This window comes from Paraburkholderia sp. BR10937, assembly GCF_040965695.1.
In the GTDB taxonomy this organism is placed as follows: domain Bacteria; phylum Pseudomonadota; class Gammaproteobacteria; order Burkholderiales; family Burkholderiaceae; genus Paraburkholderia.
On the sequence record NZ_JBFRCL010000003.1, the window covers coordinates 204505 to 229434 of the forward strand.

The 24930-nt window shown below is 66.1% G+C and carries 21 protein-coding genes; 9 read left to right on the forward strand and 12 right to left on the reverse strand.

The features are described 5' to 3' along the window. Positions 1–204 precede the first annotated feature (204 nt). Positions 205–828: an META domain-containing protein gene (locus AB4Y44_RS04375; RefSeq protein ID WP_368698825.1), complete on the reverse strand. Its 624-nt coding sequence runs from the start codon at positions 826–828 to the stop codon at positions 205–207. Between the two features lie 31 nt (positions 829–859). After that, positions 860–1015, reverse strand: a complete 156-nt coding sequence (locus AB4Y44_RS04380; RefSeq protein ID WP_342920997.1) for a hypothetical protein — start codon at positions 1013–1015, stop codon at positions 860–862. Between the two features lie 45 nt (positions 1016–1060). Between AB4Y44_RS04380 and purT the strand changes: the two genes are divergently transcribed. From purT to AB4Y44_RS04405, 5 genes are all read left to right on the forward strand, one after another. Next, entirely contained in the window at positions 1061–2284 is a 1224-nt protein-coding gene (purT, locus tag AB4Y44_RS04385; RefSeq protein ID WP_368698801.1) for a formate-dependent phosphoribosylglycinamide formyltransferase, read from the forward strand. 49 nt (positions 2285–2333) lie between these two features. Beyond that, entirely contained in the window at positions 2334–2729 is a 396-nt protein-coding gene (locus AB4Y44_RS04390) for an MliC family protein (RefSeq protein WP_342920999.1), read from the forward strand. A 115-nt stretch (positions 2730–2844) separates the two neighbouring features. Then, a complete protein-coding gene (locus tag AB4Y44_RS04395) occupies positions 2845–4491 on the forward strand; it encodes an acetolactate synthase large subunit (RefSeq protein ID WP_342921000.1) in 1647 nt (548 codons plus the stop codon). Between the two features lie 24 nt (positions 4492–4515). Continuing rightward, a complete protein-coding gene (locus AB4Y44_RS04400) occupies positions 4516–5952 on the forward strand; it encodes an aldehyde dehydrogenase family protein (protein WP_368698802.1) in 1437 nt (478 codons plus the stop codon). A gap of 588 nt (positions 5953–6540) precedes the next feature. Continuing rightward, entirely contained in the window at positions 6541–8028 is a 1488-nt protein-coding gene (locus tag AB4Y44_RS04405) for a DEAD/DEAH box helicase (RefSeq protein ID WP_342921002.1), read from the forward strand. A gap of 70 nt (positions 8029–8098) precedes the next feature. Here the strand turns inward: AB4Y44_RS04405 and gluQRS are convergent, their stop codons facing one another. After that, on the reverse strand, positions 8099–9037 hold the full coding sequence (gluQRS, locus tag AB4Y44_RS04410) for a tRNA glutamyl-Q(34) synthetase GluQRS (protein WP_368698803.1): 939 nt from the start codon (positions 9035–9037) through the stop codon (positions 8099–8101). Positions 9038–9046: 9 nt separating this feature from the next. Further along, entirely contained in the window at positions 9047–9928 is an 882-nt protein-coding gene (locus AB4Y44_RS04415) for a sulfurtransferase (RefSeq protein ID WP_368698804.1), read from the reverse strand. Between the two features lie 287 nt (positions 9929–10215). Between AB4Y44_RS04415 and dnaE the strand changes: the two genes are divergently transcribed. Further along, positions 10216–13773, forward strand: a complete 3558-nt coding sequence (gene dnaE / locus AB4Y44_RS04420) for a DNA polymerase III subunit alpha (protein ID WP_368698805.1) — start codon at positions 10216–10218, stop codon at positions 13771–13773. Positions 13774–13842: 69 nt separating this feature from the next. Here the strand turns inward: dnaE and AB4Y44_RS04425 are convergent, their stop codons facing one another. Both AB4Y44_RS04425 and AB4Y44_RS04430 read right to left on the reverse strand, forming a co-directional pair. Further along, the gene (locus AB4Y44_RS04425; protein ID WP_368698806.1) at positions 13843–14676 is read right to left on the reverse strand and encodes a glycosyltransferase family 2 protein; all 834 of its coding nucleotides are present in this window, start codon (positions 14674–14676) and stop codon (positions 13843–13845) included. Next, the gene (locus AB4Y44_RS04430; protein ID WP_368698807.1) at positions 14673–15488 is read right to left on the reverse strand and encodes a glycosyltransferase family 2 protein; all 816 of its coding nucleotides are present in this window, start codon (positions 15486–15488) and stop codon (positions 14673–14675) included. Before AB4Y44_RS04430 ends, AB4Y44_RS04425 begins: the two co-directional genes overlap by 4 nt. A 279-nt stretch (positions 15489–15767) precedes the next feature. On the opposite strand from AB4Y44_RS04430, the gene msbA reads away from it, so the two are divergent. After that, positions 15768–17552: a lipid A export permease/ATP-binding protein MsbA gene (gene msbA, locus AB4Y44_RS04435; protein ID WP_368698808.1), complete on the forward strand. Its 1785-nt coding sequence runs from the start codon at positions 15768–15770 to the stop codon at positions 17550–17552. Between the two features lie 92 nt (positions 17553–17644). On the opposite strand, the gene AB4Y44_RS04440 is transcribed toward msbA, so the two are convergent. Continuing rightward, positions 17645–18727 (reverse strand): glycosyltransferase family 9 protein, encoded by a 1083-nt coding sequence (locus AB4Y44_RS04440; protein ID WP_368698809.1) that lies wholly within the window; start codon positions 18725–18727, stop codon positions 17645–17647. A 378-nt stretch (positions 18728–19105) separates the two neighbouring features. On the opposite strand from AB4Y44_RS04440, the gene AB4Y44_RS04445 reads away from it, so the two are divergent. Beyond that, positions 19106–20032: a glycosyltransferase family 2 protein gene (locus AB4Y44_RS04445; protein WP_368698810.1), complete on the forward strand. Its 927-nt coding sequence runs from the start codon at positions 19106–19108 to the stop codon at positions 20030–20032. A 178-nt stretch (positions 20033–20210) separates the two neighbouring features. Then, positions 20211–20528 carry a DUF4148 domain-containing protein gene (locus AB4Y44_RS04450; protein WP_342921011.1) on the forward strand — a complete coding sequence of 106 codons (318 nt, stop codon included), beginning with the start codon at positions 20211–20213 and terminating at the stop codon, positions 20526–20528. Between the two features lie 51 nt (positions 20529–20579). On the opposite strand, the gene mnmH is transcribed toward AB4Y44_RS04450, so the two are convergent. From mnmH to rsfS, 5 genes are all read right to left on the reverse strand, one after another. Then, entirely contained in the window at positions 20580–21680 is a 1101-nt protein-coding gene (gene mnmH, locus AB4Y44_RS04455; protein ID WP_368698811.1) for a tRNA 2-selenouridine(34) synthase MnmH, read from the reverse strand. Positions 21681–21716: 36 nt separating this feature from the next. Beyond that, complete coding sequence (gene rng, locus AB4Y44_RS04460; RefSeq protein ID WP_368698812.1) at positions 21717–23186, reverse strand: ribonuclease G; 1470 nt, start codon at positions 23184–23186, stop codon at positions 21717–21719. An 8-nt stretch (positions 23187–23194) separates the two neighbouring features. Further along, positions 23195–23818, reverse strand: coding sequence for a Maf family protein (locus tag AB4Y44_RS04465; protein WP_342921014.1), 624 nt, complete (start codon positions 23816–23818; stop codon positions 23195–23197). Positions 23819–23954: 136 nt separating this feature from the next. Further along, positions 23955–24425, reverse strand: a complete 471-nt coding sequence (gene rlmH / locus AB4Y44_RS04470; protein WP_342921015.1) for a 23S rRNA (pseudouridine(1915)-N(3))-methyltransferase RlmH — start codon at positions 24423–24425, stop codon at positions 23955–23957. A gap of 36 nt (positions 24426–24461) precedes the next feature. After that, positions 24462–24929, reverse strand: a complete 468-nt coding sequence (rsfS, locus tag AB4Y44_RS04475; RefSeq protein WP_342921016.1) for a ribosome silencing factor — start codon at positions 24927–24929, stop codon at positions 24462–24464. Between the last annotated feature and the right edge of the window lies 1 nt (position 24930).

The following is a 24930-nucleotide window of genomic DNA, read 5'->3' on the forward strand; positions in this document are numbered from 1 at the left end:
ATGTACGTAGAGAAGGTGTGCGACGTGTGGAGTGTAACCGCTCGGCCCCTGCGCGCCGCCATCCACATGAGGGTGGTGTTGCGCGCGGTACGGCGGGCGTTGCGAGGCCGACACGCCAGAGACCCTGCGCGCGCCGCTTTGGTTCGCGCGCAACAAAAAAAGCGCCGCGCCGGGTAAGGGCGCGGCGGCTCATGCGCGCAGCGTTCACTGCGCCGGTTTGGCGTCGGAGGCGGCGCCGGGCGTCGCGGCCGGGCCCGTGCCTGGCTCGGCGCCCTGCTCGGCGAACGTCAGGCGGTCGCCGTTTTCGAGCACGAGAAAGAGCGATTGCGGATGGCGCATCTGCACGCCCGAGCGCGCGATATGCGAGAGCGCTTCCAGATACGCGCCCTCGATATCGCCGCCCGCGCCGATGCACGCCATGCGCGTGCCGCCGAGCTGGCTGAACGAGAGCAGGCCGTTCTTGAGCCTGTAGGCGCCGAAATAACGGTTGCAGCCCGAAAAGCCGCTTGCGCGGCGCTGGCCGCTCTCGGTCGAGAGGTCGAGCGTAATGGGGCGAGCGTCGGGGTTTTCGGCGTTGCCGGCATCGGCGTTGCGCCCCGGCAGGGCGCGCATCGTGCCGTCGGCGCGCTTCCATTCCACGAGCTGCCAGTGCGTGTTGTCGAGCAGTTGCGTCGTGGCGGGGTTGAACGGATCGGGCAGCGGCGCGGAGGCGTCCGTGTGCACGGGCAGCTTGCACGCGCACACCAGCAGGGCCGCAGCGAGCATCGCCGTGCGCGAGGCCAGCTTTCGCGCGAATTCGCCTCGGGCAGGGCGCAGGCGCGGGCGCATATTCATGCGCGGGCTCTCGCTCGGCGTCTGGCTAATAGGCATCGCATCGTTCCTCGTAATCGACGAAGGCGTAAGCGTAACGCACCGCGCTGCAGCATGCGAGCGCAAACGTGCGTGCGCCGTGCTGGAAGCGGGCGGCCGCCGACGCGCCAAAGCGCCGCTCCGCGACAGGGCCGCGTGTTAACATCGGCGCTCTTACGCATTTGCGCCATACCGCCATTCTGGAGACATCATGCAAACCCGCCCCCGCATCGGCACGCCGCTTTCCGCTTCCGCCACCCGTGTCATGCTGCTCGGCGCGGGCGAGCTTGGCAAGGAAGTGATCATCGCGCTGCAACGTCTCGGCGTTGAGGTGATCGCCGTCGATCGTTACGAAAACGCGCCCGGCCACCAGGTCGCGCATCGCGCGCACGTGATCGACATGGCCGATCCCAAGGCGCTGCGCGCGCTCATCGACGCCGAACGCCCGCATCTCGTCGTGCCCGAAATCGAAGCGATCGCCACCGACGCGCTCGCCGCCGTCGAGGCCGAGGGTGTCGCCGAGGTGATCCCCACCGCGCGCGCCGCGCAACTCACGATGAACCGCGAGGGCATCCGCCGTCTCGCCGCCGAGGAACTCGGCCTCGCCACCTCGCCTTACGCGTTCGCCGATTCGCTCGACGAGCTGAAGGCGGGCGTCGCCAAGGTCGGCTATCCCTGCGTGGTGAAGCCGGTGATGTCGTCGTCGGGCAAGGGGCAGTCGGTCGTGCGCAGCGACGCCGACGTCGAGCGTGCCTGGGAATATGCGCTCGCGGGCGGCCGCGTGAACCGCGGTCGGGTGATCGTCGAGGGCTTCATCAACTTCGACTATGAAATCACGCAGCTCACCGTGCGCGCCATCGACCCGACCAGCGGCCAGGTGCAAACGTATTTCTGCGATCCGATCGGCCACCTCCAGGTGGACGGCGACTACGTCGAATCGTGGCAGCCGCAGCCGATGAGCGCGAAGGCGCTCGAACGCTCGCGCGAAATCTCGCACAAGGTGACCGAGGCGCTGGGCGGGCGCGGTCTCTTCGGCGTCGAGCTGTTCGTGCGCGGCGACGAGGTGTGGTTCTCGGAAGTGAGCCCGCGCCCGCACGACACGGGGCTCGTCACGCTCGCGTCGCAGCGCTTCTCCGAGTTCGAACTGCATGCGCGCGCGATTCTCGGCCTGCCCGTCGATACGACGGCGCGCGGTCCGGGCGCCTCGGCCGTGATCTACGGCGGTATGGACGCGCGCGGCATCGCATTCGAAGGCGTTGCGCAAGCGCTGGCCGTGCCGGGCGCGGATCTGCGCCTGTTCGGCAAGCCCGAGAGTTTCGTGAAGCGCCGCATGGGCGTCGCGCTCGCCACCGGCGCCGACACCGACGAGGCCCGCTCGCGCGCCCGCGAAGCGGCCGCGGCGGTGCGTCCGGTGCCGGGCGACGCCGCATGGTGAGCGTGCGGCGCGGGCCGACGCGACGCCAACGCAACCCACGGAGAACACAATGATCGATGCTCGAAGCGGTGCAATCCGGCTGGCGGTGGCGTGCGGTCTCGCGGCCGCGCTGCACGTGGGCGCGGCGAGCGCGGCAAATGCGGCAGCCCCGCTCGAAGTGCGTGACATCCAGGTGCAGTCGCGCCACACGTTCAGCTACACCTGCGCCAACAGCAAGACCTTCAAGGTCACCTATCTGAACGCGGCCAACGGCCAGAGCTTCGCGCTCGTGCCCGTGGCAGGCCGCAAGCTCCTGTTCGTCGGCGTGATCGCGGCTTCGGGCGTGAAGTACGTCGCCGACCGCTACACGTGGTGGACCAAGGGTCCCGGCGCCGATCTCTACGACGTCACGTCCGACGCGAGTCCGAAGCCGGTGCTCTCGGGCTGCGCGACGATCATGCGCTAGCGCCGAACGCACGCTTCACGACGCATTCCGCCTCGCGGGAGTAACCTGACGGCCTGTTCGCGAAGGCCGGCTGCCGCCCGCGCCGCCGGCCGCGCTCTTGCCAGCGAGGTGGTCGATGAAAGCATCGGATCTGTTCGTGAAGGCGCTCGAAGCAGAAGGCGTCGATTATGTGTTCGGTATTCCAGGGGAAGAGAACCTCGATCTGCTCGAATCGCTGCGGCGCTCGAAGATTCGTCTGATCGTCACGCGCCACGAGCAGGCCGCGGGCTTCATGGCCGCCACTTACGGACGGCTGACGGGCCGTACCGGCGTGTGTCTGGCCACGCTCGGGCCCGGCGCCACCAACTTCGTGACCGCCGCGGCCTATGCGCAGCTGGGCGGCATGCCCATGCTGATGGTCACGGGCCAGAAGCCCATCAAGTCGAGCAAGCAGGGCCACTTCCAGATCGTCGACGTCGTGCGCATGATGGAGCCGCTCACCAAGTACGCGCGTCAGATCGTTTCCATCGGCAACATTCCGGCGCTCGTGCGCGAGGCGTTTCGCCAGGCCGAGCAGGAGCGGCCCGGCGCCGTGCATCTCGAGCTGCCCGAAGACGTGGCCGACGAAGAGGGCGACGGCAAGCCCATTCCCAAGAGCTTCAGCCGTCGTCCCGTGGCCGAGGAAAAGGCCGTCGCGCACGCGGTGGCGGCGATCTGCAAGGCGCGCCATCCGCTGCTGATGATCGGCGCGGGGGGCAATCGCAAGACCACGCGCAACGTGCTGCGTGAATTCGTCGACGAGACCGGCATCCCGTTCTTCACCACGCAGATGGGCAAGGGCGTGATCGACGAGTCGCATCCGCTCTGGCTCGGCAATGCCACGTTGTCGGACGGCGACTTCGTGCATCGCGCGATCGAGCACGCCGACTGCATCATCAACGTCGGCCACGACGTGATCGAAAAGCCACCGTTCTTCATGCGCAGCGCGGAAGAGAAAACCGTCATCCACGTGAATTTTCTCGGCGCGGAAGTCGACCCCGTGTATTTCCCGCAGATCGAGGTGGTGGGCGACATCGCCAACGCCGTCTGGCAGCTCAAGGAGAGCCTGAAGCCGCGCGAGCACGCGTGGGACTTCGCGCGCTTCGAGGAGATCAAGCGCCATTTCGAGGCGCATCTCGCCAAAGGCCAGCACGACGAGCGCTTCCCCATGTACCCGGTGCGGCTCGTGCACGACGTGTACGGCGCGATGCCGGACGACGGCATCCTGTGCCTCGACAACGGCATGTACAAGATCTGGTTCGCGCGCTACTACCGCGCACGCGAGCCCAATTCGATCCTGCTCGACAACGCGCTCGCCTCGATGGGCGCGGGGCTGCCCTCGGCCATCGCCACGAAGATCGTGCATCCGCAGCGCAAGGTCGTGGCGGTCTGCGGCGACGGCGGCTTCATGATGAATTCGCAGGAACTGGAGACGGCGGTGCGCCTGAAGCTCGATCTCGTCGTGCTGCTGTTGCGTGACGACGCGTTCGGCATGATCCGCTGGAAGCAGGAAAACATGAATTTCCCCGATTACGGGATGACGCTGCAGAACCCCGATTTCGTCGACTATGCGCAGAGCTACGGCGCGCATGGCCACCGTGTGGGCTCGGCGGACGAACTCAAGCCGCTCGTCGAGCAATGCCTCGCGCAGCCGGGCGTGCATGTGATCGACGTGCCCATCGACTATTCGGACAACGAGCGCGTGCTCAACCGCGACATCAAGCGCCTGAGCGCGCAGCTTTGACGCCGCACTTACGGAGAACCCGTCATGCTCAAACCGACTTATCCGTACTATCTGGCCAACGAGGCCGTTGCCGCCAATACCGACCTCGAAGTCACCGACAAATACAGCGGCGATGTCGCCACGCGCGTCGCGCTCGCCGATGCGAAGGCGATCGACCAGGCCATCGCGGCGGCCGAGGCCGCCATGCCCGCCATGCGCGCGTTCCCGCCGTACAAGCGCCAGGCCGTGATCGATCATTGCGTGGCGCGCTTTCGCGAGCGCTTCGACGAGCTGGCGATGGCGCTGTGCATCGAGGCGGGCAAGCCGATCAACGATTCGCGCGGCGAGGCCACGCGCCTGATCGACACGTTCCGCGTGGCCGCCGAAGAGAGCGTGCGCATCGACGGCGAGATCGTGAATCTCGAGATATCGGCGCGCGCGAAGGGCTATCACGGCTACGTGAAGCGCGTGCCGATCGGGCCGTGCTCGTTCATCTCGCCATTCAATTTCCCGCTCAATCTGGCGGCTCACAAGGTCGCGCCGGCGCTCGCCGCGGGCGTGCCGTTCGTGCTCAAGCCCGCGAGCCGCACGCCGGTGGGGGCGCTCATCATCGGCGAGGTGCTGGCGGAAACCGACCTGCCCAAGGGCGCGTTCTCGATCCTGCCCGCGCACCGCGACGGCGCCGACCTCTTCACCACCGACGAGCGCTTCAAGCTGCTCTCGTTCACGGGCTCGCCCGCGGTGGGCTGGGACCTCAAGAAGAAGGCCGGCAAGAAGAAGGTGGTGCTGGAACTGGGCGGCAATGCGGCGGCCATCGTCGACAGCGATCAGGGCGGCAAGCTCGACTACGTCGTGGACCGGCTGGCGTTCGGCGCGTACTACCAGTCGGGGCAGAGCTGCATCGGCGTTCAGCGCATTCTCGTGCACGCGTCGATTTACGACGCGCTCCGCGACAAGCTCATCGCCAAGGTGAAGACGCTCAAGATGGGCGACCCGAAGGACGAGACAACCTTCGTCGGGCCGATGATCTCGGAGTCCGAGTCGAAGCGTCTGGCGGGCTGGATGGAGAGCGCGGTGCTCGCGGGGGCGAAGATCGTCGCGGGCGGCAAGGTGGACGGCGCGATGTTCGAGGCCACGCTGCTCGAAGACGTGCGCCGCGACACCGACCTCTACCGCAAGGAGGCGTTCGGGCCGGTCGCGATCCTCGAGCGTTTCGACCACTTCGGCCAGGCGCTCGACATCGTCAACGACAGCGATTTCGGCCTGCAGGCGGGCGTCTTCACCGATTCGCTCGCCAACGCGCATCGTGCGTGGGACGGGCTCGACGTGGGCGGCGTGGTGATCAACGATATTCCGTCATTTCGTGTCGATAACATGCCGTACGGCGGCGTCAAGGACTCGGGCCTCGGGCGCGAGGGCGTGCGCTACGCGATCGAGGATATGACCGAACTGCGGCTGATGGTGATGCGCGAAACGTGGTGAGCAGGGAGCAGCAGGCTGGTGGAAAAAGGGTGCGATGCTGCGCCGCATGGCGCGCGGGGATTTCCCGTGCGCCGCTTTGCAGAACGCATGGTCCGCTGCCATAGGGATTTATGCCAAGGTGCTACAATACCGGCCTTTCGGCCCTTTGCGCCTGCCTCAAAGGGGGGGCAGAACGCCGGCAGAAAGCAAGCAGCAAGCAGGCAGCAAGCAGGCAGCAAGTCGCCCCGAGGCTTGCTGGATCGGCCTGAATCGCCGATCGAGCCGTTTTGACATATCCGGTGCGCGCGCCCGTCAATAGACGAGGACGGCGCCGGAACCATCTGGAATCGAGCGAGTCTGGCTGGGTTGAACCCGAGCGAGCGCGGCGATGGAGCCAGCGCCCCGTCCCCCGGCAGCTTGTCTCGTCGTCCACGGGCCATCCCGGGCCATCCGTTTGCCGGGAGGCCGTCGCGGGTGTGTGTTCCGCCCGTCGCCGCAGGGCGCCTGACGTGTTGTCCGGCGCCTTTGCATCGACCTGCAATGCCCAGCAGTGACCTTTTGAGGCGCTCCCGCGCCTTGCGCGAATAGCGCCTTTATAGCGAAGCCACCATGTCCGACACAGCCGTCACGCCCAGCACTGCGAACTTTGACCAGTTTGGTCTGGCCCCCGAAATCCTCCGGGCCATCAAGGAGCAGGGCTACACGACGCCCACGCCGATCCAGGCGGAGGCGATTCCCGTGGTGCTCACGGGCCGCGACGTGCTGGCTGCAGCGCAGACTGGCACGGGCAAGACGGCGGGCTTCTCGCTGCCGATCCTGCAACGCCTCTTGCCGCTGGCGAGCACGAGCGCCTCGCCCGCACGCCATCCGGTGCGCGCCCTGATTCTCACGCCGACGCGCGAGCTGGCCGACCAGGTCGCCAACAACGTGCGCACCTACGCGCAGCACACGCCGCTGCGCAGTGCGGTGGTGTTCGGCGGCGTCGACATGAATCCGCAGTCCGACGAGTTGCGCCGCGGCGTGGAAATCCTGATCGCGACGCCTGGCCGCCTGCTCGACCACGTGCAGCAAAAGACCACGAGCCTCGGTCAGGTGCAGATGCTCGTGCTCGACGAAGCCGACCGCATGCTCGACATGGGCTTCCTGCCTGACCTGCAGCGCATCCTGAACCTGCTGCCGAAGGAGCGCCAGACGCTGCTCTTCTCGGCCACGTTCTCGGGCGAGATCAAGAAGCTTGCCGCGACCTATCTGCGCACGCCGCAGACCATCGAGGTGGCGCGCAGCAACTCCACCGCGACCAACGTCACCCAGGTGGTGTACGAAGTCGCCGAGGGCGACAAGACCGGCGCGGTCGTTCAGTTGATCCGCGACCGGGGCCTGAAGCAGGTGATCGTGTTCTGCAACAGCAAGATCGGCGCGAGCCGTCTCGCGCGCCAGATCGAAAAGCAGGGCATCGTCGCGGCCGCGATCCACGGCGACCGCACGCAGAGCGAGCGCATGCAGGCGCTCGACGCCTTCAAGCGCGGAGAAATCGAAGCGCTCGTGGCGACCGACGTGGCCGCGCGCGGCCTCGACATTGCCGAGCTGCCCGCCGTCATCAACTTCGACCTGCCGTTCAACGCCGAAGACTACGTGCACCGGATCGGCCGTACCGGCCGCGCGGGCGCCTCGGGTGACGCGCTGTCGCTGTGCAGCCCGAACGAGAAGAAGCAGCTCGCCGATATCGAGAAGCTCATCAAGCGCCCGCTGACCGTGGAGCGCCTCGTGGTCGACGTGCCGGTGCCGCATCACGAGGGTGGCGGCCGCCGCCGCGAGCGCGACGGCTATGAAAGCCGCGAAGGCAGAGGTGAACGTGGCGAGCGCGGCACGCACCGCCGCGCGGCCTCGTTCGAGCGCCCGCATCACCATCGTTCGCAGCCGATCGACGATTTTTTCCTGAAGCCCTACGAGCCCTCGGCGACTGCGCGCAGCAAGGCCGAAGACAAGCCCGCGAACGCCGCGCCGCAAAAGCAGCAATCGAAGCAGCCGCTCGCGGCGCTGCTGGGCGGCCTCGGCTCGTCGTGGCGCAACAAGCCGACGTCGTCTTCGTCGAGCTGAGTTCGCGCGCGAAAGATTCGCGCGGCACAGAAAAAACGGCATGTCGCTCCGGGCGGCATGCCGTTTTTGTTTATGTGGCCGGCAATTGCGCGAGCCGCCGCTTCCATGCGTCGATCGCGTCGAGCTGGAACTCGGCGAGCGTCGCGGGCGCGGGATCGTGCAAGGCGAGGCCCAGGTGCCGCGCCGCGGCCAACAGCGCTTCCAGAGGGCGTGACGCATCGAGCGCCTGCGCCCCGGTCTGCTTCGAGAGCTTTTCGCCATCTGCGTTCGTCACGACCGGCACATGCAGATACGCGGGCGTCGGCACGCCGAGACACTGCTGGAGCCAGATCTGCCGCGCCGTCGAGTCGAGCAGGTCCGCGCCGCGCACCACGTGTGTGATGCGCTGGTCGGCGTCGTCCACGACGACGGCGAGCTGGTAGGCCCACTGGCCGTCCGCGCGCAGCAGCACGAAATCGCCGACTTCGGTCGCAAGATTCTGGTGCTGGGGGCCTTGCCAGCGATCGTCGAAGCGGATCAGTGCGGCATTGGCGTGCGCGCCGGCAGGGACGTCAACAGCGTCTTCGTCAGGCACACGCAGCCGCCACGCGCGTGCGGACTTGCCATGCAGGCCGTCGCGGCAGGTGCCCGGGTAGATCAGCGTGGTATTGCGCTGGTGCGCGCGCAGTTGCGAATCGGCGATTTCCTTGCGCGTGCAGCCGCACGGGTAGACGTGGCCCGAGGCGACCAGCCGGTCGAGCGCCGCACGGTAAAGACCGGTGCGGCGGCTCTGCCACTCGGGCGGTTCGTCGGCGTGAAAGCCGAAGGCCGCAAGCGTCGCGAGTATGTCCTCGGCTGCGCCCGGCACGGTGCGCGGGCCGTCAATGTCCTCCACGCGCACGAGCCAGGCGCCGCCGTGCGCCCGCGCGTCGAGCCAGCTCGCGAGCGCCGAGACGAGCGAGCCGAAGTGCAGCGGGCCAGTGGGCGAGGGCGCAAAGCGCCCGCGATACCCTTGCGGCGTTGCGCTCACGCGTGCGGCTTAAGCGGCAGCCTGAGCCGCCGCATCCGTCGCGCCCGGGCACTCCGGATGGCACGCCGGGCAGCTCTTGCCCACGACGTAGAGCGGCGAAGCCTGCTCCTGCGGCGTCACGACGGCGCGGCACGCGAAGCACTGCACGGTGTCCGTGGGTTCGAGCTGCGGATTGAGCGCGGTGCGCTGGTCGAACACGAAGCAGTCGCCGTTGTAGTGTGCGCCGCCCACTTCCTCGAAGTACTTGAGAATGCCGCCTTCGAGCTGGTACACGTGCTCGATGCCCACTTCCTTCATGTGGATGGCCGCCTTTTCGCAGCGAATGCCGCCCGTGCAGAACGACACGACCGTCTTGCCTTCGAGGTCGGCGCGGTTCGCCTCGATCACGCCGGGGAATTCGCTGAACTTGTCGATGCGGTAGTCGAGCGCCTTGTCGAACGTGCCGACGTCGATTTCGAACGCGTTGCGCGTGTCGAGCATGACGACGGGGCGGCCTTCGTCGTCGAAGCCGCGGTCGAGCCATTCCTTGAGCACGACGGGCGCCACGGAAGGCGCGCGGCCTTCTTCGGGGCGGATCGCGGGCTTCTTCATCGTGATGATCTCGCGCTTCAGGCGCACGAGCATGCGGTTGAAGGGCCGCGTTTCGGAGAGGCTTTCCTTGAACCGCAGCGTCGCGAACTTGCCCTCGAAGAGCGGATCGTGATTGATGTAGTCCATGAAGGCGCGCACGTTGCCTTCATCGCCGGCGACGAACAGGTTGATGCCTTCCGGCGCGAGCAGGATCGTGCCCCGCAAATCGAGCGACTGGCAGCGCTCGAGCACGAGCGGACGCCACTCGGCGGTCTTCTCGAGCGTGGCGAACTGGTAAGCGGAGAGATTGAGGATACGCATGGTGCAACTGGAAAAGCGCCATAAAAGGCGCGCGTGAAACCGGAGCCGGGCGCGCGTGCTTGCCTGTCAATGTCGGGTCCAAACTGCGGTCCCCCGAAAACGGGAATTGGGGCAAGGCGCGCGGCGGGCGCAATCCGCTATTATCCCTCAATCGCGCCTCGCGCCGCCTGCGGCGTAGTCGACACGCCGTGCGGCGCCCCCCGCGCCCGCGCAAGGTCCCGGCCAGCTGGCCGATGTCACTTGCCCATGCGAGCGTGCGCCGAAAATCGCGTGCCCCTGAAGGTACAATGACGGCCATGTCAGATCCCCGCTTCGTCCATCTCCGCGTCCACTCCGAATTCTCGATTGCCGACGGCATCGTGCGCCTCGACGACCTCGTCAAGGCGGCGGCCAGGGACGGCCAGGGCGCGCTCGCGCTCACCGACCTCGGCAACGCATTCGGCCTCGTCCGTTTCTATACCGAAGCCCGCGGCAAAGGGGTCAAACCCATCGCCGGCTGCGACGTCTGGATCACCAATCACGACGACCGCGACAAGCCGTCGCGCCTCCTGCTGCTGGTGAAGAACAAGCGCGGCTACCTGAATCTGTGCGAGCTGCTTTCCAAGGCGTGGCTCACGAACCAGTATCGCGGCCGCGCGGAAGTCGACGTTGCGTGGCTCGAAGAAGGGCTGGCCGAGGGCCTGCTCGCGATCTCGGGTGCGCAACAGGGCGACGTGGGTCTCGCGCTCGCGGCGGGCAATGCGGAAGGTGCGAAGCGCCATGCGCAGCGCTGGGCGAAGCTGTTTCCGAATGCGTATTACATCGAGCTGCAGCGCTGCGGCCAGCCCGGCGGCGAGCAGTATGTCGAGCAGGCGGTGGCGCTCGCGTCGCAACTGAAGCTGCCGGTGGTCGCCACGCACCCCATGCAGTTCATGACCGACGAGGAATACACCGCGCACGAAGCGCGCGTGTGCATCTCGGAAGGCGACATCCTCGCGAATCCGCGCCGCCAGAAGCGCTTCACGACCGATCAGCGTTTTCGCACGCAGGAAGAAATGGCCGCGCTGTTCGCGGACATTCCTTCGGCAATCGCGAACACCATCGAGATCGCGAGGCGCTGCAATCTCACGCTCGAACTCGGCAAGCCGAAGCTGCCGCTGTTCCCGACGCCGGACGGCCTCTCGCTCGACGACTATCTCGTGCAGCTGTCGAGAGAAGGTCTCGAAAAGCGCCTCGTGCAACTGTATCCGAACGAAGCCGAACGTGAGCAGGAGCGCGCGCGCTACAACGAGCGGCTCGAATTCGAGTGCGGCACGATCATCAAGATGGGCTTCCCGGGCTACTTCCTGATCGTTGCGGACTTCATCAACTGGGCGAAGAACAACGGCGTGCCGGTGGGGCCGGGCCGGGGTTCGGGCGCAGGCTCACTGGTCGCGTACGCGCTCGGCATTACCGATCTCGATCCGCTGCGCTACAACCTGCTGTTCGAGCGCTTCCTGAATCCGGAACGCGTGTCGATGCCCGACTTCGACATCGACTTCTGCCAGCACGGGCGCGACCGCGTCATTCAGTACGTGAAGGAAAAGTACGGCGCGGATGCCGTCTCGCAGATCGCCACCTTCGGCACCATGGCCGCGAAGGCCGCGGTGCGCGACATCGGCCGCGTGCTCGATCTCGGCTACAACTTCACCGACGGCGTCGCCAAGCTGATTCCGTTCAAGCCGGGCAAGCACGTCACCATCGCCGACGCGATGAAGGAAGAGCCGCTCCTGCAGGAGCGCTACGACAACGAAGACGAAGTGCACCAGCTGCTCGACCTCGCGCAGCTCGTGGAAGGTCTCACGCGTAACGTGGGCATGCACGCGGGCGGCGTGCTGATCGCGCCGGGCAAGCTCACCGACTTCTGCCCGCTCTACACGCAGGGCGACGAAAGCGGCGTCGTGAGCCAGTACGACAAGGACGACGTGGAAGCCGTCGGCCTCGTGAAGTTCGACTTTCTGGGCCTGACCACGCTCACGATTCTCGACTGGGCCGAGCGCTATATCCGCATGCTCGATCCGTCGAAGCAGGACTGGTCGCTCGCCCAGGTGCCGCTCGACGACGCGCCGTCGTTCCAGATCCTCAAGAAAGCGAATACGGTCGCCGTGTTCCAGCTGGAAAGCCGCGGCATGCAGGGCATGCTGAAAGACGCGCAGCCCGACCGCTTCGAGGACATCATCGCGCTCGTGGCCTTGTACCGTCCGGGCCCGATGGACCTGATCCCGAGCTTCTGCGCGCGTAAGCACGGCCGCGAAGTGGTGGAGTATCCCGATCCGCGCGTCGAGCCTGTTCTGAAAGAGACCTACGGCATCATGGTCTACCAGGAGCAGGTGATGCAGATGGCGCAGATCATCGGCGGCTACTCGCTCGGCGGCGCGGACTTGCTGCGTCGCGCGATGGGCAAGAAGAAGCCCGAGGAAATGGCCAAGCACCGCGAGATCTTCGCGGAAGGCGCGGCGAAGAACGGCCTCACGCGCGAGAAGGCCGACGAGACGTTCGACTTGATGGAGAAGTTCGCGGGCTACGGCTTCAACAAGTCGCACGCGGCCGCCTACGCGCTGCTCGCCTATCACACGGCGTGGCTCAAGGCGCACCATCCGGCCGAATTCATGGCAGCGAATATGTCGCTCGCCATGGACGACACCGACAAGGTGAAGATCCTCTTCGAGGATTGCCTGACCAACAAGATGGTCGTGCTGCCGCCGGACGTGAACGCTTCGGCGTACCGCTTCGAGCCGGTGGCCGACGCCAGCGTGGCCGAAGGCAAGCGCTCGCGCACGATCCGCTATGGTCTCGGTGCGATCAAGGGCAGCGGCCAGAACGCCATCGAAGAAATCTTGCGCGCGCGTGAGGAGGGCGGTCCGTTCAAGGACCTGTTCGACTTCTGCGAGCGCATCGACCGTCGTCTCGTGAATCGCCGCACCATCGAAGCGATGATCCGCGCCGGCGCGTTCGACACGATTCACGCGAACCGCGCGCAGTTGCTCGCGTCCGTGCCGATGGCGATGGAAGCCGCCGACCAGGCGAGCGCCAACGCCATGCAGGCCGGCCTCTTCGACATGGGCGACGCGCCGCTCGCCGCGCACGAACTGGTGGACGAGCCGGCGTGGGGCGAGAAGCGCAAGCTCCAGGAAGAAAAGGCGGCGCTGGGCTTCTACCTCTCCGGCCACCTGTTCGACGCCTACAAGGACGAAGTGCGCCGCTTCGTGCGCCAGAAGATCGGCGAGCTGAAAGAAGGTCGCGACAAGCTGATCGCCGGCGTGATCGCTTCGTTGCGCACGCAAATGACCCAGCGCGGCAAGATGCTGATCGCGCTGCTCGACGACGGCACCGGCCAGTGCGAAGTGACGGTGTTCAACGAGCAGTTCGAGGCGCACAAGGCGCTCTTCAAGGAAGACGAGTTGCTCGTCGTGCAGGGCGGGGCGCGCAACGACGCGTTCACGGGCGGCATCCGCTTCACGGTGGATACCGTGATGGACCTGGAGCGCGCGCGCAGCCGCTACGCGCAAGCGGTGAAGCTGCAGATGAACGGCAATGCCAATGCCGGCGCGCTGCGCACGGTGCTCGAAGCGTATCGCGCGAAGCCCGACGACTCGCTGCCGGCGCCTGCCACGGAAACGCGCGGCCGCGGCGGCTTCGGGCGCGATCGCGGCGAGCGCGCGCAAGCGGTCATTCCGAACGGGCTCGCGGTGCAGATCGCTTATCGCAACGATCGAGCGGAAGGCGAAGTGCGTCTGGGCGACGCCTGGCGCGTCAAGCCCACCGACGACCTGCTCGCCGCGCTGCGCGGCGAGTTCGCGGGCAGCGAAATCGAGATCGTGTACTGACGGGATCGGGCGGTATGGCAGTTTTCACTGCTGCCATGCCGCGCCGTGGTTCTGCGAAACGCGCGTCGTTTAACTCGCCAGTTCGGCCAGACCGCGTTCGGCGCGCACGGTGCCGTCCGCGATACGCACCTTGACCCTTGCTTCGTTGGAGCTTGCCTGCGCGCGCGCTTGCTCGCGATGCCAGAGGTGGAAGATTTCCGTGGCATAGGCGCCGAGCTTGCGGTGCACGCCGCAATTGGCGAGCCGGGCCACGAAATCGGCGTCCTCGTGCCCCCAGCCGGTGAAGCTGGTGTCGAACCCGTTCACGCGCTCGATGTCGCTGCGCCAGGCGCTCATGTTGCAGCCCTTGATGCCGCGCCACTTGAACTCCTCGATCACGCGCCATTTGCGATCTGGCAGCTTGAGGAAGAGGGGCGCGATCTTGTTGACGTGGCCAGCAAGGCGTTGCTGCACCCAGAAACCGAAGCCCTTGTCCGCGAGCGGAATCGTCTGTGCGATCACCTGCTGCGTGAGCGTGTCGTCGAGCAGGATGCGGCTGCCGGTGATAATGGCGCGCTCGCTGGCGAGCTGCCGATGGCGCGCAACGAAATCGTGCTGCGCGACGCAGTCGCCGTCGAGAAAGATCAGGTAATCGCCGCGGGCCTGCACGATGCCCTTGTTGCGGATCTCGGCGAGGCGAAAGCCGTCGTCCGGGTGCCACACGTGCTCCATGCGCACCGGACTCGACGCCGCGCAGCGCTCGACGGTTGCGCGGGTCGCATCGGCAGAGCCGTCGTCGGCGACGATGATTTCGTAGCGCGCGTCCGACTGCGCGCTCAGGCTGGCCAGCACCCGTTCGAGGGCATCGGGCCGGTTATAGGTGCTGACGATCACCGAAATCTGCATGTCGCGACGCGCGTTCATCGGCTCTCCGGTGCGGCGTCACGGGTTTTGGCGGCGGCGGACTGCTGGGTTTCGAGGAGCATGAGCTTCAGGTAGCGGTAGTAGGTGCCTTCGGCGTTGGAGATCGCCAGCACGAAGCCCATCTTGCCGTCGAGAAAGCCGCGCTGGATGATCCAGCTGCGCACGAAGGACCAGAAGCCGTGCAGCAGCGCCTTGCGCAGGCCGCCGCGCTTGCCGCGCGCCGCGCCCTGGGTCGCGCCGTAAGTCGAATAGCTGTCGATTTTTCCGAGCACTTCGGAGAAGTCGCGGAAGCTGTAGTGAATCAGCGCCTGAGCGAGCGTGCCGACACGCGCCTCGGGCGCGGCGATCACGCGTTCGTGCACGAGATCGTTCGAGAAGCGCGCCGCGTCGCGGCGAAAGAGCCGCGTCACATAGTCCGGCGACCAGCCGGAATGGCGGATCCACTTGCCGCAGTAGTTCGACTGGCGCGGCACGCGGAACAGGTCGGCGCCGTTCGTCTTCACGCTTGCGAGAATCTCGTCGCGAAGCAGGGGGGAAACGCGTTCGTCGGCGTCGAGCGAGAGAATCCACGGGCCGCGCGCAGCGTCGAGCGCGCGCTGCTTTTGCGGGCCGAAACCGGGCCAGTCGGTTTCGACGACCGTCGCGCCGAACTCGCGGCAGATGGCCTGGGTGCCGTCCGTGCTGCCCGAATCGAGCACGACGATTTCGTCGACCCAGCCGTGCACGGAAGCAAGGCAGTCCCGAATATCGTGTGCTTCGTTTTTGACGATGACGATGACGCTGATCGCATCGGGTTTGGCGCTGTCGTTCATCGGCGCTGGCTCGCGATGGCTGGAAGAAGGTGAAGAGGGCGGGAAGGCCGGCTGGAGCCGGCCTCGCGTTCGGAGAGCGCTTCGCGCAGACGCTTGCTGCGCGCGCGTTCGCGCCCCGAAGCCGAATCGCTGAGTATATACAAAAACGCCGGCGGCTACGAAACCGCCCCGGCGCCGGCCCCGGCCGGGCGGATGCATCGCCTCCTGGGCCGAACGTTTACAATGGCGTACCTGTTTGCCGGGGGGCGGGCAGATACCCGCATTTTTTTCGAGGAAATTTTGGGCGAGAGATCAACCTTGAGCAAGCCGATCGGCTCCGACACCAAGTCGTCGCCGATCGTGATTGGCCGGCGGCTGTGGCCGTATGTGAAGCCGCTTATGTGGGTGCTCCTCGCCGGCGTGATCGCGATGGCCGTGGTGGCCGCCACCGAAGCCGGCATTCCCGCGCTGCTCAAGCCGCTGCTCGATCACGGCTTCGGCACGCGCGGCGATCCGAAAGCGAAGTGGCTGGTGCCCATCGCGGTCATCGGGCTGGCGCTCGTGCGCGGCCTCGCGCAATACGCGTCCGGCTACCTGCTGCAGTATGTGTCGAACCGCGTGCTGCTCGCGCTGCGCCTGAAGATGTTCGAGCGCATGATTCACGCGAGCGTCGGCTTCTTTCAGCGCGAAACCGCGAGCACGGTCATCAACGCGATCGTGTTCGAGGTCAACCAGATTCTCGGCGTGCTGCTCGGCGTGCTGGTGACGCTCGTGCGCGACTCGCTCACGGTGATCTTCCTGCTCGGCTACCTGTTCTATCTGAACTGGCGGCTCACGTTGATCGTCGCGGTGCTGCTGCCGGCGATCGGCTGGCTCGTCAGCAAGATCAACCGGCGTCTGCGCCGGCTGAACCGCGAGCATCAGATGCTCACGAACGACCTGTCCTATATCGTCGAGGAGACGGTGGGCGGCTACAAGGTCGTCAAGGTTCACAACGGCGAGCGCTACGAAAAGGACCGCTTCGGCGAAATGAGCCGGCGCCTGCGCGGCTACCAGATGCGCATGACGGTGTCGGGCGGGCTCGCGCAGCCGCTCACGCAGTTCCTCGCTTCGATCGCGCTGGCGATCGTCATCACCATTGCCGTGGTGCAGGCCTCGAACGACCAGACGACGGTTGGCGGCTTCGTGGCGTTCGTCACGTCGATGCTGCTCGTGATCTCGCCGCTCAAGCACCTGATCGACGTGAATCAGCCGCTGCAGCGCGGCATGACCGCGGCCGAGCTGATCTTCGGGCTGATCGACGAGCCGCCCGAGCCCGTGGGCGGCGGCTTGCCGCTCGAACGCGCGCGCGGCGAGGTGGAGTTCCGCGACGTCTCGTTCGCCTATGGGGCGAGCCACCGCGTGACGCTCGACCATGTGTCGTTCCGCATCAATCCCGGCGAAATGGTGGCGCTCGCCGGCCCGTCCGGCAGCGGCAAGACCACGCTCGTGAATCTGTTGCCGCGCTTTTTCGATCCGAGCGGCGGCCAGGTGATGGTCGACGGCGTATCGATCGCCGACTACGACGTGCATGCGCTGCGCAACCAGATCGCGATGGTGAGCCAGGATGTGGTGCTGTTCAACGACACGGTCGCGAACAACGTCGCCTATGGCCAGACGGCCGACCGCGAGCGCGTGGAGCGCGCGCTGCGCGCCGCGAACCTGTGGGAGACGATTTCGGCGCTGCCCGAGGGCATGGACACGCTGATCGGCGACAACGGCATGAAGTTCTCGGGTGGCCAGCGCCAGCGCCTGGCGATCGCCCGTGCGATCTACAAGGATGCGCCGATCCTGATTCTCGACGAGGCCACCTCGGCGCTCGATTCGGAGTCGGAGCGCCATGTGCAGGCGGCGCTGGAAACGCTGATGCGCGGGCGCACGACGCTCGTGATCGCGCACCGTCTGTCGACGATCGAGCGCGCGAATCGCATCCTCGTGATGGATGGCGGCCATATCGTCGAATCGGGCACGCATCAGCAACTGCTCGAGAAGGGCGGCATGTACGCGCACCTGCACAAGATCCAGTATCAGCAGAGCGCCGCCTGAGTCTTCCGGGCGATGACGCGGCGCGCGCGTTCAGGCGCGCCGCGGTCATGAAAGTGCGCCGGCGTGGGCCGGAGCCGCTACGTTTGGGGTGATCAGGCCGCTGCGGGCGCCGTAGCGGGTGCGCGAGCGGCGAGTTGGCGCAGCACCGCGCCGACGACTTGCGCGGGCGGGATGGTGTCCACGTTGCCGCTGCCCTGCAGGCCGATGGACCGGCAGGCTTCGGTCAGGCGCAGCGCGGGCGGCTCTTGCTGCCTGAACAGCGAGACGCTGGGCGTTTGCGTGGTGTGGGCGACGTGCATCAGGCCGCCGTCCGCGCCCACGAACAGTTCGGCGTGCGCCACGATCTCGCGTGCCTGAAGGAACGCGAGCTTGCCGGTCAGCGAGCGGATACGTACGCCAGCGGGTGCGCTCGCGCACAACTGCTCCGCGATCTGCGTGCCGTTGTCGGAGCCGAGCACGACGATTTCCTTCGCGGCGCCCACATTGTCGTACTTGTTCAGCAATTCGACGACTTCGGGCCAGCGGTTGTAAGTACGATCGGGGTCCACGCCGCCCGCCGCGATCGCGATGAACGGACGTGCCGGCAGGAGGCCGCGCACCGACTCGCGCGTTGCCGGCTTGCTGGCGAGATAGGGCTTGCTGATTTCGGCGAGCGTGTCGGCGTCGTGGCCGAGCGAGAACACGTCGTTGACGCTCGCGAAGCTGAACCGGGTCTGGTTGCGGTCGGGCCCGTTGAAGTAACGGAACAGGCCCGCGAACGGCAGCTTCGCGAAGTGCCGGGTCTTGATGCGGATCGAGGGCAGGTTGTACTCGGAGAGCAGGATCGCGTCGTAGCGGCTCGCATCGACTTCGTCCGGGTCGCCGTAGACCTTGCCGAACACGTCGTCTTCGCCGAAAAGCGGCACCAGCGACGGCAGCGCGAGCAGATCGATGCGCATGCCGAGGGCCTTGAGCAGCGCGCGGCCGGCCATGTCCATCGTCGCGTCGCCGAAGTTGCGTTTGGCGTAGACCCAGAGGACGCGCTGCGAAGGGTCCAGATGTGCCTGTTCGAGGCGCAACTGGCCGTGCGCCTTCAGAAGAAACTGCTTGTGCAGGTATTTCTTCGCGATCTTGATGCGGCTGGTGCTGCGAAGAAACGGCTCCGGCTCGTAAGGCACGCCCGGGTAGGGGATCATGCAGGACCGCGAAACGGCGCGATCGAGCCAGCTTGCCGGCGAAACCCACGAAGTGTTTGAGTTGGTCTGCTGAAACACGGGTCTACTTGCTCTTCAAGATAACCTCTTATTATCACACGATAGCGGCTCGCGCGCTTGACGAAGAATCAGAGGCGGCTGCCTTGGCGGACACTACAGGATACGAACTTCGGCGGCGGGTTCGGGTAAGAAGAATGTATGCGTACAATATCGCGTTTCGCGTCATGCTTCGCACCCAAAAGGCCGCGTAGTCAGGACGTTATGAAAGAACCCATTTTTCTACGTGTCCAACCCGGCCGTTCTCGCGGCGGCAACGGAACGCGCGGATGCCAAATCTGACCCTTTCTAGGGCAAATCTTCATGTTCAGTATTCTGATCCCGACCTGGAACAACCTGCCGTACCTCAAGATGTGCGTCGACAGCATCCGGCGCCATTCTTCGTTCGAGCACGAGATTCTCGTGCACGTCAACGACGGCAGCGACGGCACGCTCGACTGGGTCCGTGAGCAGGGTATCCGCCATACGTGGAGCAAAGGGAACGTGGGCGTATGCCTCGCCGTGAACGACGTGGCGCGCCTCGCCACGACCGAGTGGATCCTCTTCATGAACGACGACATGTTCTGCACGCCCGGTTGGGATTCGGCCTTCGTCGACGCATTGCGCGAAATCGGCCAGGCGCCTGCCTATCTCGCCTCGCAGATCATCGAGCCGACCGACACCGGCAACGGCCTCGTGACGGTCGCCCACTTCGGCACGGGTCCTGCCGACTTCAACGAGGCGGGGCTGCTCGAATTTGCCGCAAAGATGAACACGGCCGACCGCAACGGCATCGCGCTGCAGCCGACGCTCGTGAGCCGCGAGCTTTGGCTGCGCGTGGGCGGCTATAGCATCGAGTTCGGGCCGGGCATGAGCAGCGACGACGACTTCCTGATGAAACTCTGGCTGGTTGGCTGCCGCACGTTCCGCTCGGTCGGCGCGAGCCGCATCTACCATTTCGGCTGCCGGACGACGGGACGCATCCGCCGCAACCGCGGTGGCCGCGAATTCCTCCTGAAGTGGGGCGTGACGCAGCGTGACTTCAAGTACAACTACATGGCCCGCACGGCCGACGCCGCGCCGGGCACGCTTCCCAACGTGCCGCGGCCCAACTTCGTGAGCCGTCTCAAGCGCGTGATCTACGCGTTCGGCCTTTACCCGACGCAGGATCTCGAAGCATGGGAGCCCGATCTGCCCGCGCAGCTTCAGCACACCGCTTCGTTGGCTCAACCCGCCACGCCGCGCCGCTAAGCGCGCTCACGCCGGCAGCGCCGTTGGGCGCCGGATCGCGCGGACTTTGCCTCGAATTGGAACAGTGCCTTAGGATTCTAGGGGTTAACCCTGGGGATTCGTGAGCATACGATGCGTACATCGGTCGCATGCACACACAGTCGCACGTCGACCGCCTATCCAACTGGAGGTCGTTTCCATGAAGTCCCTGATTCAAGCCGTTGCCGTCGCCACCGTTCTTGCCGCTGCCGCCCTGCCCACCGCTTCGTTCGCGCAGTCGCACTCGACCATCACCCGCGCCCAGGTGCGCGCCGAACTCGTGCAGCTTCAGCAGGTCGGCTACCGCGTCGGTGATGGCGACAACGCCCACTATCCCGAAGCAATCCAGGCCGCCCAGGCGAAGGTCGCCGCTTTGGGTGGCGCAAACAGCAGCTACGGCGGCGTGGCGAACGCCTCGCAATCGGGCGGCCGCGCCACGGTGTCGCCTGAAGACTGGAACGCAATGTACTCGCGCTAAGCCATCGCGGCGCGCGCCTTTTGTGAAGTCCGCGAAGGGGAGGGGGAGACGTCAGACGGTGCGAGGCGCTTCGGCTTCGCTGTCCGCGGGTTCCACGGCGTACGACGTTTCCTCCAGCCGCGCGAGCAGCGTGCGGGCTTGCGCGAGCGTGTCGCCCGTCATCGGCTGGAACGCGAAGTGCAGCGATTTTTCGAGCTTCGCGAAGTTGCGCCGCGTGCTGCGCGTGTAGGCGGGATCGTAGTGCTGCGCGACGAGCGCCTCGTAAAGCTCCGCCCGTCGATCTTCGTCGAGCAGCTTGCACCACGATTCGATACGCTCGCGCCCGTGCAGCGGCGTGAGCTTGTTCAACTGCTCGCGGAAATAGGTACGTTCGTCGAACAAGTGCCCGTACTCCTCGAGCAGCAAGTCGATGCGTTCTTTACGCGCGACATCGAGTACGACACACGGCGTGGCATGCAGACGTTCGACGAGCGCGGGCGGCAGCGTGATGACGCCGATGCGCCGGCTCTCGGCCTCGACAAACACGGGGCGCGTGGCGTCGAAGCCGCGCAGCGTCTCTACGAGCGCCGTATCGAACGACTTCTGCGACGGCTGCACCCGCTCGGGCAGCGCGCCCAGCAACGAACCGCGATGCGCGGCGAGCCCTTCGAGATCGAGCATCTGCGCGTTCGCCTGTCCCAGCGCCTTCAAAAGGCGCGTCTTGCCGCTGCCGGTCGGCCCGGCCAGCACGATATAGCGAAACCCTTCGGGCAGCGTGCCGAGCGCCTCGACGACCGTATGCCGGTACGCCTTGTATCCGCCGTCCAGTTGACGCGCGCGCCAGCCGATCATGTTGAACCAGGCCGTCATCGAGCCGGAGCGCTTGCCGCCGCGCCAGCAGTAGATGAGCGGGCGCCAGTTGCGCGGACGGTCGGCGAACAGCGTGTCGAGATGGATGGCGATATTGCGCGCCACCATGGCCGCGCCCACGCGCGTCGCCTCGAAGGGCGAGTCCTTGTACATCGTCCCGACGATCACGCGCTCTTCGTTGCTGAGCACGGGCGCGTTGATCGCGCCGGGAATGTGGTCCTCGGCAAATTCGAGCGGCGTTCTGACGTCGACGATCTCGTCGAATTCGCCGATCTGTTCAATGGTGACGCGCTGGTGATTCAACTGCGATGCTCCGGTGATGCCTGCCACGGCGTCGCGCTACATGAGCACGATGTCGTACTGTTCCTGACTCAGATTCGACTCCACCTGCAACGAAACCGGCTTGCCGATGAAGTCGATCAACATGGCGAGATGCTGCGACTCTTCCTCGAGAAAGAGGTCGATGACCTGCTGTGAAGCGACCACGCGAAACTCGCGCGGATTGAACTGTCGCGACTCGCGCAGAATTTCACGCAGCACGTCGTAGCAAACGGTGCGTGCGGTCTTCACCTGACCTTTGCCGAGGCAAGTCGGGCAGGGCTCGCACAGCACATGCGCGAGCGATTCGCGCGTGCGCTTGCGTGTCATCTCCACGAGCCCGAGCTGCGAGAAGCCGTTCACGGTCACGCGCGTGCGGTCGCGCGACAGCGCCTTCTTCAGCTCGCCGAGCACCTGGTCGCGATGCTCGATGTTCTCCATGTCGATGAAGTCGATGATGATCACGCCGCCCAGATTGCGCAGACGCAATTGCCGCGCGATCGTATGCGCCGCTTCGAGATTGGTCTTGAAGATCGTGTCGTCGAAGTTGCGCGCGCCGACGTAGCCGCCCGTGTTCACGTCGATGGTCGTCATCGCCTCGGTCTGGTCGATCACGAGGTAGCCGCCCGACTTGAGGTCCACGCGGCGCGAGAGCGCGCGCTGTATTTCGGCCTCGATGTTGTAGAGATCGAACAGCGGCCGCTCGCCCGAGTAGTGATGCAGCTTCGGCAGCACGGCGGGCGTGAATTCGGTGGCGAACTCGGTGAGCTTCTGGAACGTTTCGCGCGAATCGATCTGAATGCGCGAAGTCTCGTCGTTCACGAAGTCGCGCAGCACGCGCTGCGCGAGATTCAGGTCTTGATACAGCAGGCTCGTGGCGGGCACGCGCTGCGACTGGGCGAGTATCGTCGCCCACGTCTTGCGCAGATACGCGACGTCCGCCGCAAGCTCTTCGCTCGTGGCGTCTTCGGCGATCGTGCGCACGATATAGCCGCCTTTTTCGTCGGCGGGCAGCACGGCCGTGAGGCGCGCGCGCACCGCTTCGCGTTCGGCCTCGCTCTCGATCTTCTGCGAGATGCCGATGTGCGGTTCCTGCGGCAGATAAACCAGTGTGCGCCCCGCAATGCTCACCTGCGTGGAAAGCCGTGCGCCCTTGGTGCCGATCGGATCCTTCACGACCTGCACCATGAGCGTTTGCCCTTCGAACACGGTCTTTTCGATGGGCTGATGATGCACGCTCGCATGCGCTTCGCCGGCAATGCGCGGATGCCAGATATCGGCTACGTGAAGGAATGCGGCGCGCTCGAGACCGATGTCGATGAACGCGGACTGCATGCCCGGCAGCACGCGCACGACCTTGCCGAGATAGACGTTGCCGACGCGCCCGCGCGACAGCGTGCGCTCGACGTGAAGCTCCTGTACTGCGCCTTGCTGGACCAATGCGACGCGCGTCTCCTGGGGCGTGACGTTGATCAGGATTTCTTCGTTCATGATTTGTTCTAGAAGTCGATGCCCGCGGCGCGCAGGAGGGCGGCCGTTTCGAATAGTGGCAAACCCATGATACCCGAATAGGACCCGTCGATTCGCTCGACGAATTCCGCCGCGCGGCCCTGTATGCCGTACGCGCCGGCCTTGCCGAACGGCTCGCCGCTCGCCACGTAACGCGCGATCGCGGCGGGCATCGCCGGGGCGAAGCGCACGTGCGAGCGCGAGACCGCGACGGGCAGACAGACCCCTTCGGCGTTGACCACGGCCACCGCCGTGAGCACTTCGTGCTCGCGTCCGGCGAGGCGCTCGAGCATCGCGTAGGCGTCGGCGGCGTCATGCGGCTTGCCGAGAATATGGCCGTCGATGGAGACCGTGGTGTCGGCGGTCAGAATCGGCGCATGCCTGTGCGCGCCCGCGACGAGGCGCGCGCGGGCGGCGTCGGCTTTCGCGGCGCACACGCGCTCGACATAGACGGCGGCTTGCTCGCCGGGCAGCGCGATTTCGAGCGCTTCGGCGTCTTCGTCGGGGCGCGGCAGCAGCAGCTCGAAGCGCACGCCGAGCTGCTGCAGCAGTTCCTGGCGGCGCGGGCTCTGCGAGGCGAGATAGACGAACGGATAGGGCGCGTTGGTGGGCATCGGAGCGTCTTTGTCGTTACGGACTTCGGGTTGACGTGCGCGGCCGCCATTTCGGGCGCAAGCGGGGCTCGAGCGAGGGCGCAAGCGGGGCGCCGGCGCACGACGAAAGGCGGCGCTCTCGCGCTTTAAACCTGCATCACACGCGATGATAGGGGTGATTCTGCGTGATGGTCCACGCGCGGTAAAGCTGCTCGGCGAGCAGCACGCGCACCATCGCATGCGGCAGCGTGAGGGAGGACAGGCGCAGGAGCGTGTCGGCGCGCGCCTTGAGTTCGGGGTCGAGGCCGTCCGCGCCGCCGATCAGGAACGCCACGTCGCGGCCGTCCTGCTGCCACAGCGGCAGCGCACGGGCGAGCTGCATCGTGGTCCAGTCCTTGCCGCGTTCGTCGAGCGCGACGATGCGCGCGTTCTTCGGCAGCGCGGCCTCGATGCGCGTGCGCTCGGCCGCCATGACGCTCTCGGCCGAGCGGCCCGACGAACGCTGCTCGGGTTTCACCTCGCGCAGCTCGATGCGCAGCTCCGGCGGCATGCGCTTCGTATATTCCTCGAAGCCCTCGGCGATCCAGTCCGGCATCTTGTGGCCGACGGCGACGATATGCAGTTTCATCGTGCGGGTCGATGGTCGTTCGCGAACGCGCCGCGCTTACTTCGCGGCTTTACGCGCGGCGCTCTTGCGCGCAGGCTTCTTGACGGCCGGCGCGGCTACTTCGTCTTCGTCCTCGTCGTCGATCGGCTCGCTCGGACGCGCGCCCACGAAGCCCGTGTTGGCCGCGAGCTTCACGCGCACCGGCTTGTCGCCCCAGATTTCCTCGAGGTTGTAGTACTGGCGCAGCGCGGGCTGGAGGATGTGGACGACCGCGTCGCCGCAATCCACGAGCACCCATTCGCCGATGTCCTCGCCTTCCGTGCTGACGATGTCGCCGCCGGCTTCCTTGACCTTCTCGCGCACGCTGTTGGCGAGCGCCTTGGTCTGGCGGTTCGAGGTGCCGCTCGCGACGACCACGCGGTCGAACAGTTCGGTCAGATGGCTCGTGTTGAAGACGCGGATGTCCTGGGCCTTGACGTCTTCGAGACCGTCGACGATGGCGCGTTGAAGTTTGCGGATGTCCATA

Bases quoted from the DNA above. Each gene is read 5' to 3' on its own strand.
- AB4Y44_RS04375 (WP_368698825.1), bottom strand. From the start codon at position 828: ATGCGCCCGCGCCTGCGCCCTGCCCGAGGCGAATTCGCGCGAAAGCTG.
- AB4Y44_RS04380 (WP_342920997.1), bottom strand. From the start codon at position 1,015: ATGTTAACACGCGGCCCTGTCGCGGAGCGGCGCTTTGGCGCGTCGGCG.
- purT (WP_368698801.1), top strand. From the start codon at position 1,061: ATGCAAACCCGCCCCCGCATCGGCACGCCGCTTTCCGCTTCCGCCACC.
- AB4Y44_RS04390 (WP_342920999.1), top strand. From the start codon at position 2,334: ATGATCGATGCTCGAAGCGGTGCAATCCGGCTGGCGGTGGCGTGCGGT.
- AB4Y44_RS04395 (WP_342921000.1), top strand. From the start codon at position 2,845: ATGAAAGCATCGGATCTGTTCGTGAAGGCGCTCGAAGCAGAAGGCGTC.
- AB4Y44_RS04400 (WP_368698802.1), top strand. From the start codon at position 4,516: ATGCTCAAACCGACTTATCCGTACTATCTGGCCAACGAGGCCGTTGCC.
- AB4Y44_RS04405 (WP_342921002.1), top strand. From the start codon at position 6,541: ATGTCCGACACAGCCGTCACGCCCAGCACTGCGAACTTTGACCAGTTT.
- AB4Y44_RS04415 (WP_368698804.1), bottom strand. From the start codon at position 9,928: ATGCGTATCCTCAATCTCTCCGCTTACCAGTTCGCCACGCTCGAGAAG.
- dnaE (WP_368698805.1), top strand. From the start codon at position 10,216: ATGACGGCCATGTCAGATCCCCGCTTCGTCCATCTCCGCGTCCACTCC.
- AB4Y44_RS04425 (WP_368698806.1), bottom strand. From the start codon at position 14,676: ATGAACGCGCGTCGCGACATGCAGATTTCGGTGATCGTCAGCACCTAT.
- AB4Y44_RS04430 (WP_368698807.1), bottom strand. From the start codon at position 15,488: ATGAACGACAGCGCCAAACCCGATGCGATCAGCGTCATCGTCATCGTC.
- AB4Y44_RS04440 (WP_368698809.1), bottom strand. From the start codon at position 18,727: ATGATCCCCTACCCGGGCGTGCCTTACGAGCCGGAGCCGTTTCTTCGC.
- AB4Y44_RS04445 (WP_368698810.1), top strand. From the start codon at position 19,106: ATGTTCAGTATTCTGATCCCGACCTGGAACAACCTGCCGTACCTCAAG.
- AB4Y44_RS04450 (WP_342921011.1), top strand. From the start codon at position 20,211: ATGAAGTCCCTGATTCAAGCCGTTGCCGTCGCCACCGTTCTTGCCGCT.
- rng (WP_368698812.1), bottom strand. From the start codon at position 23,186: ATGAACGAAGAAATCCTGATCAACGTCACGCCCCAGGAGACGCGCGTC.
- AB4Y44_RS04465 (WP_342921014.1), bottom strand. From the start codon at position 23,818: ATGCCCACCAACGCGCCCTATCCGTTCGTCTATCTCGCCTCGCAGAGC.
- rlmH (WP_342921015.1), bottom strand. From the start codon at position 24,425: ATGAAACTGCATATCGTCGCCGTCGGCCACAAGATGCCGGACTGGATC.
- rsfS (WP_342921016.1), bottom strand. From the start codon at position 24,929: ATGGACATCCGCAAACTTCAACGCGCCATCGTCGACGGTCTCGAAGAC.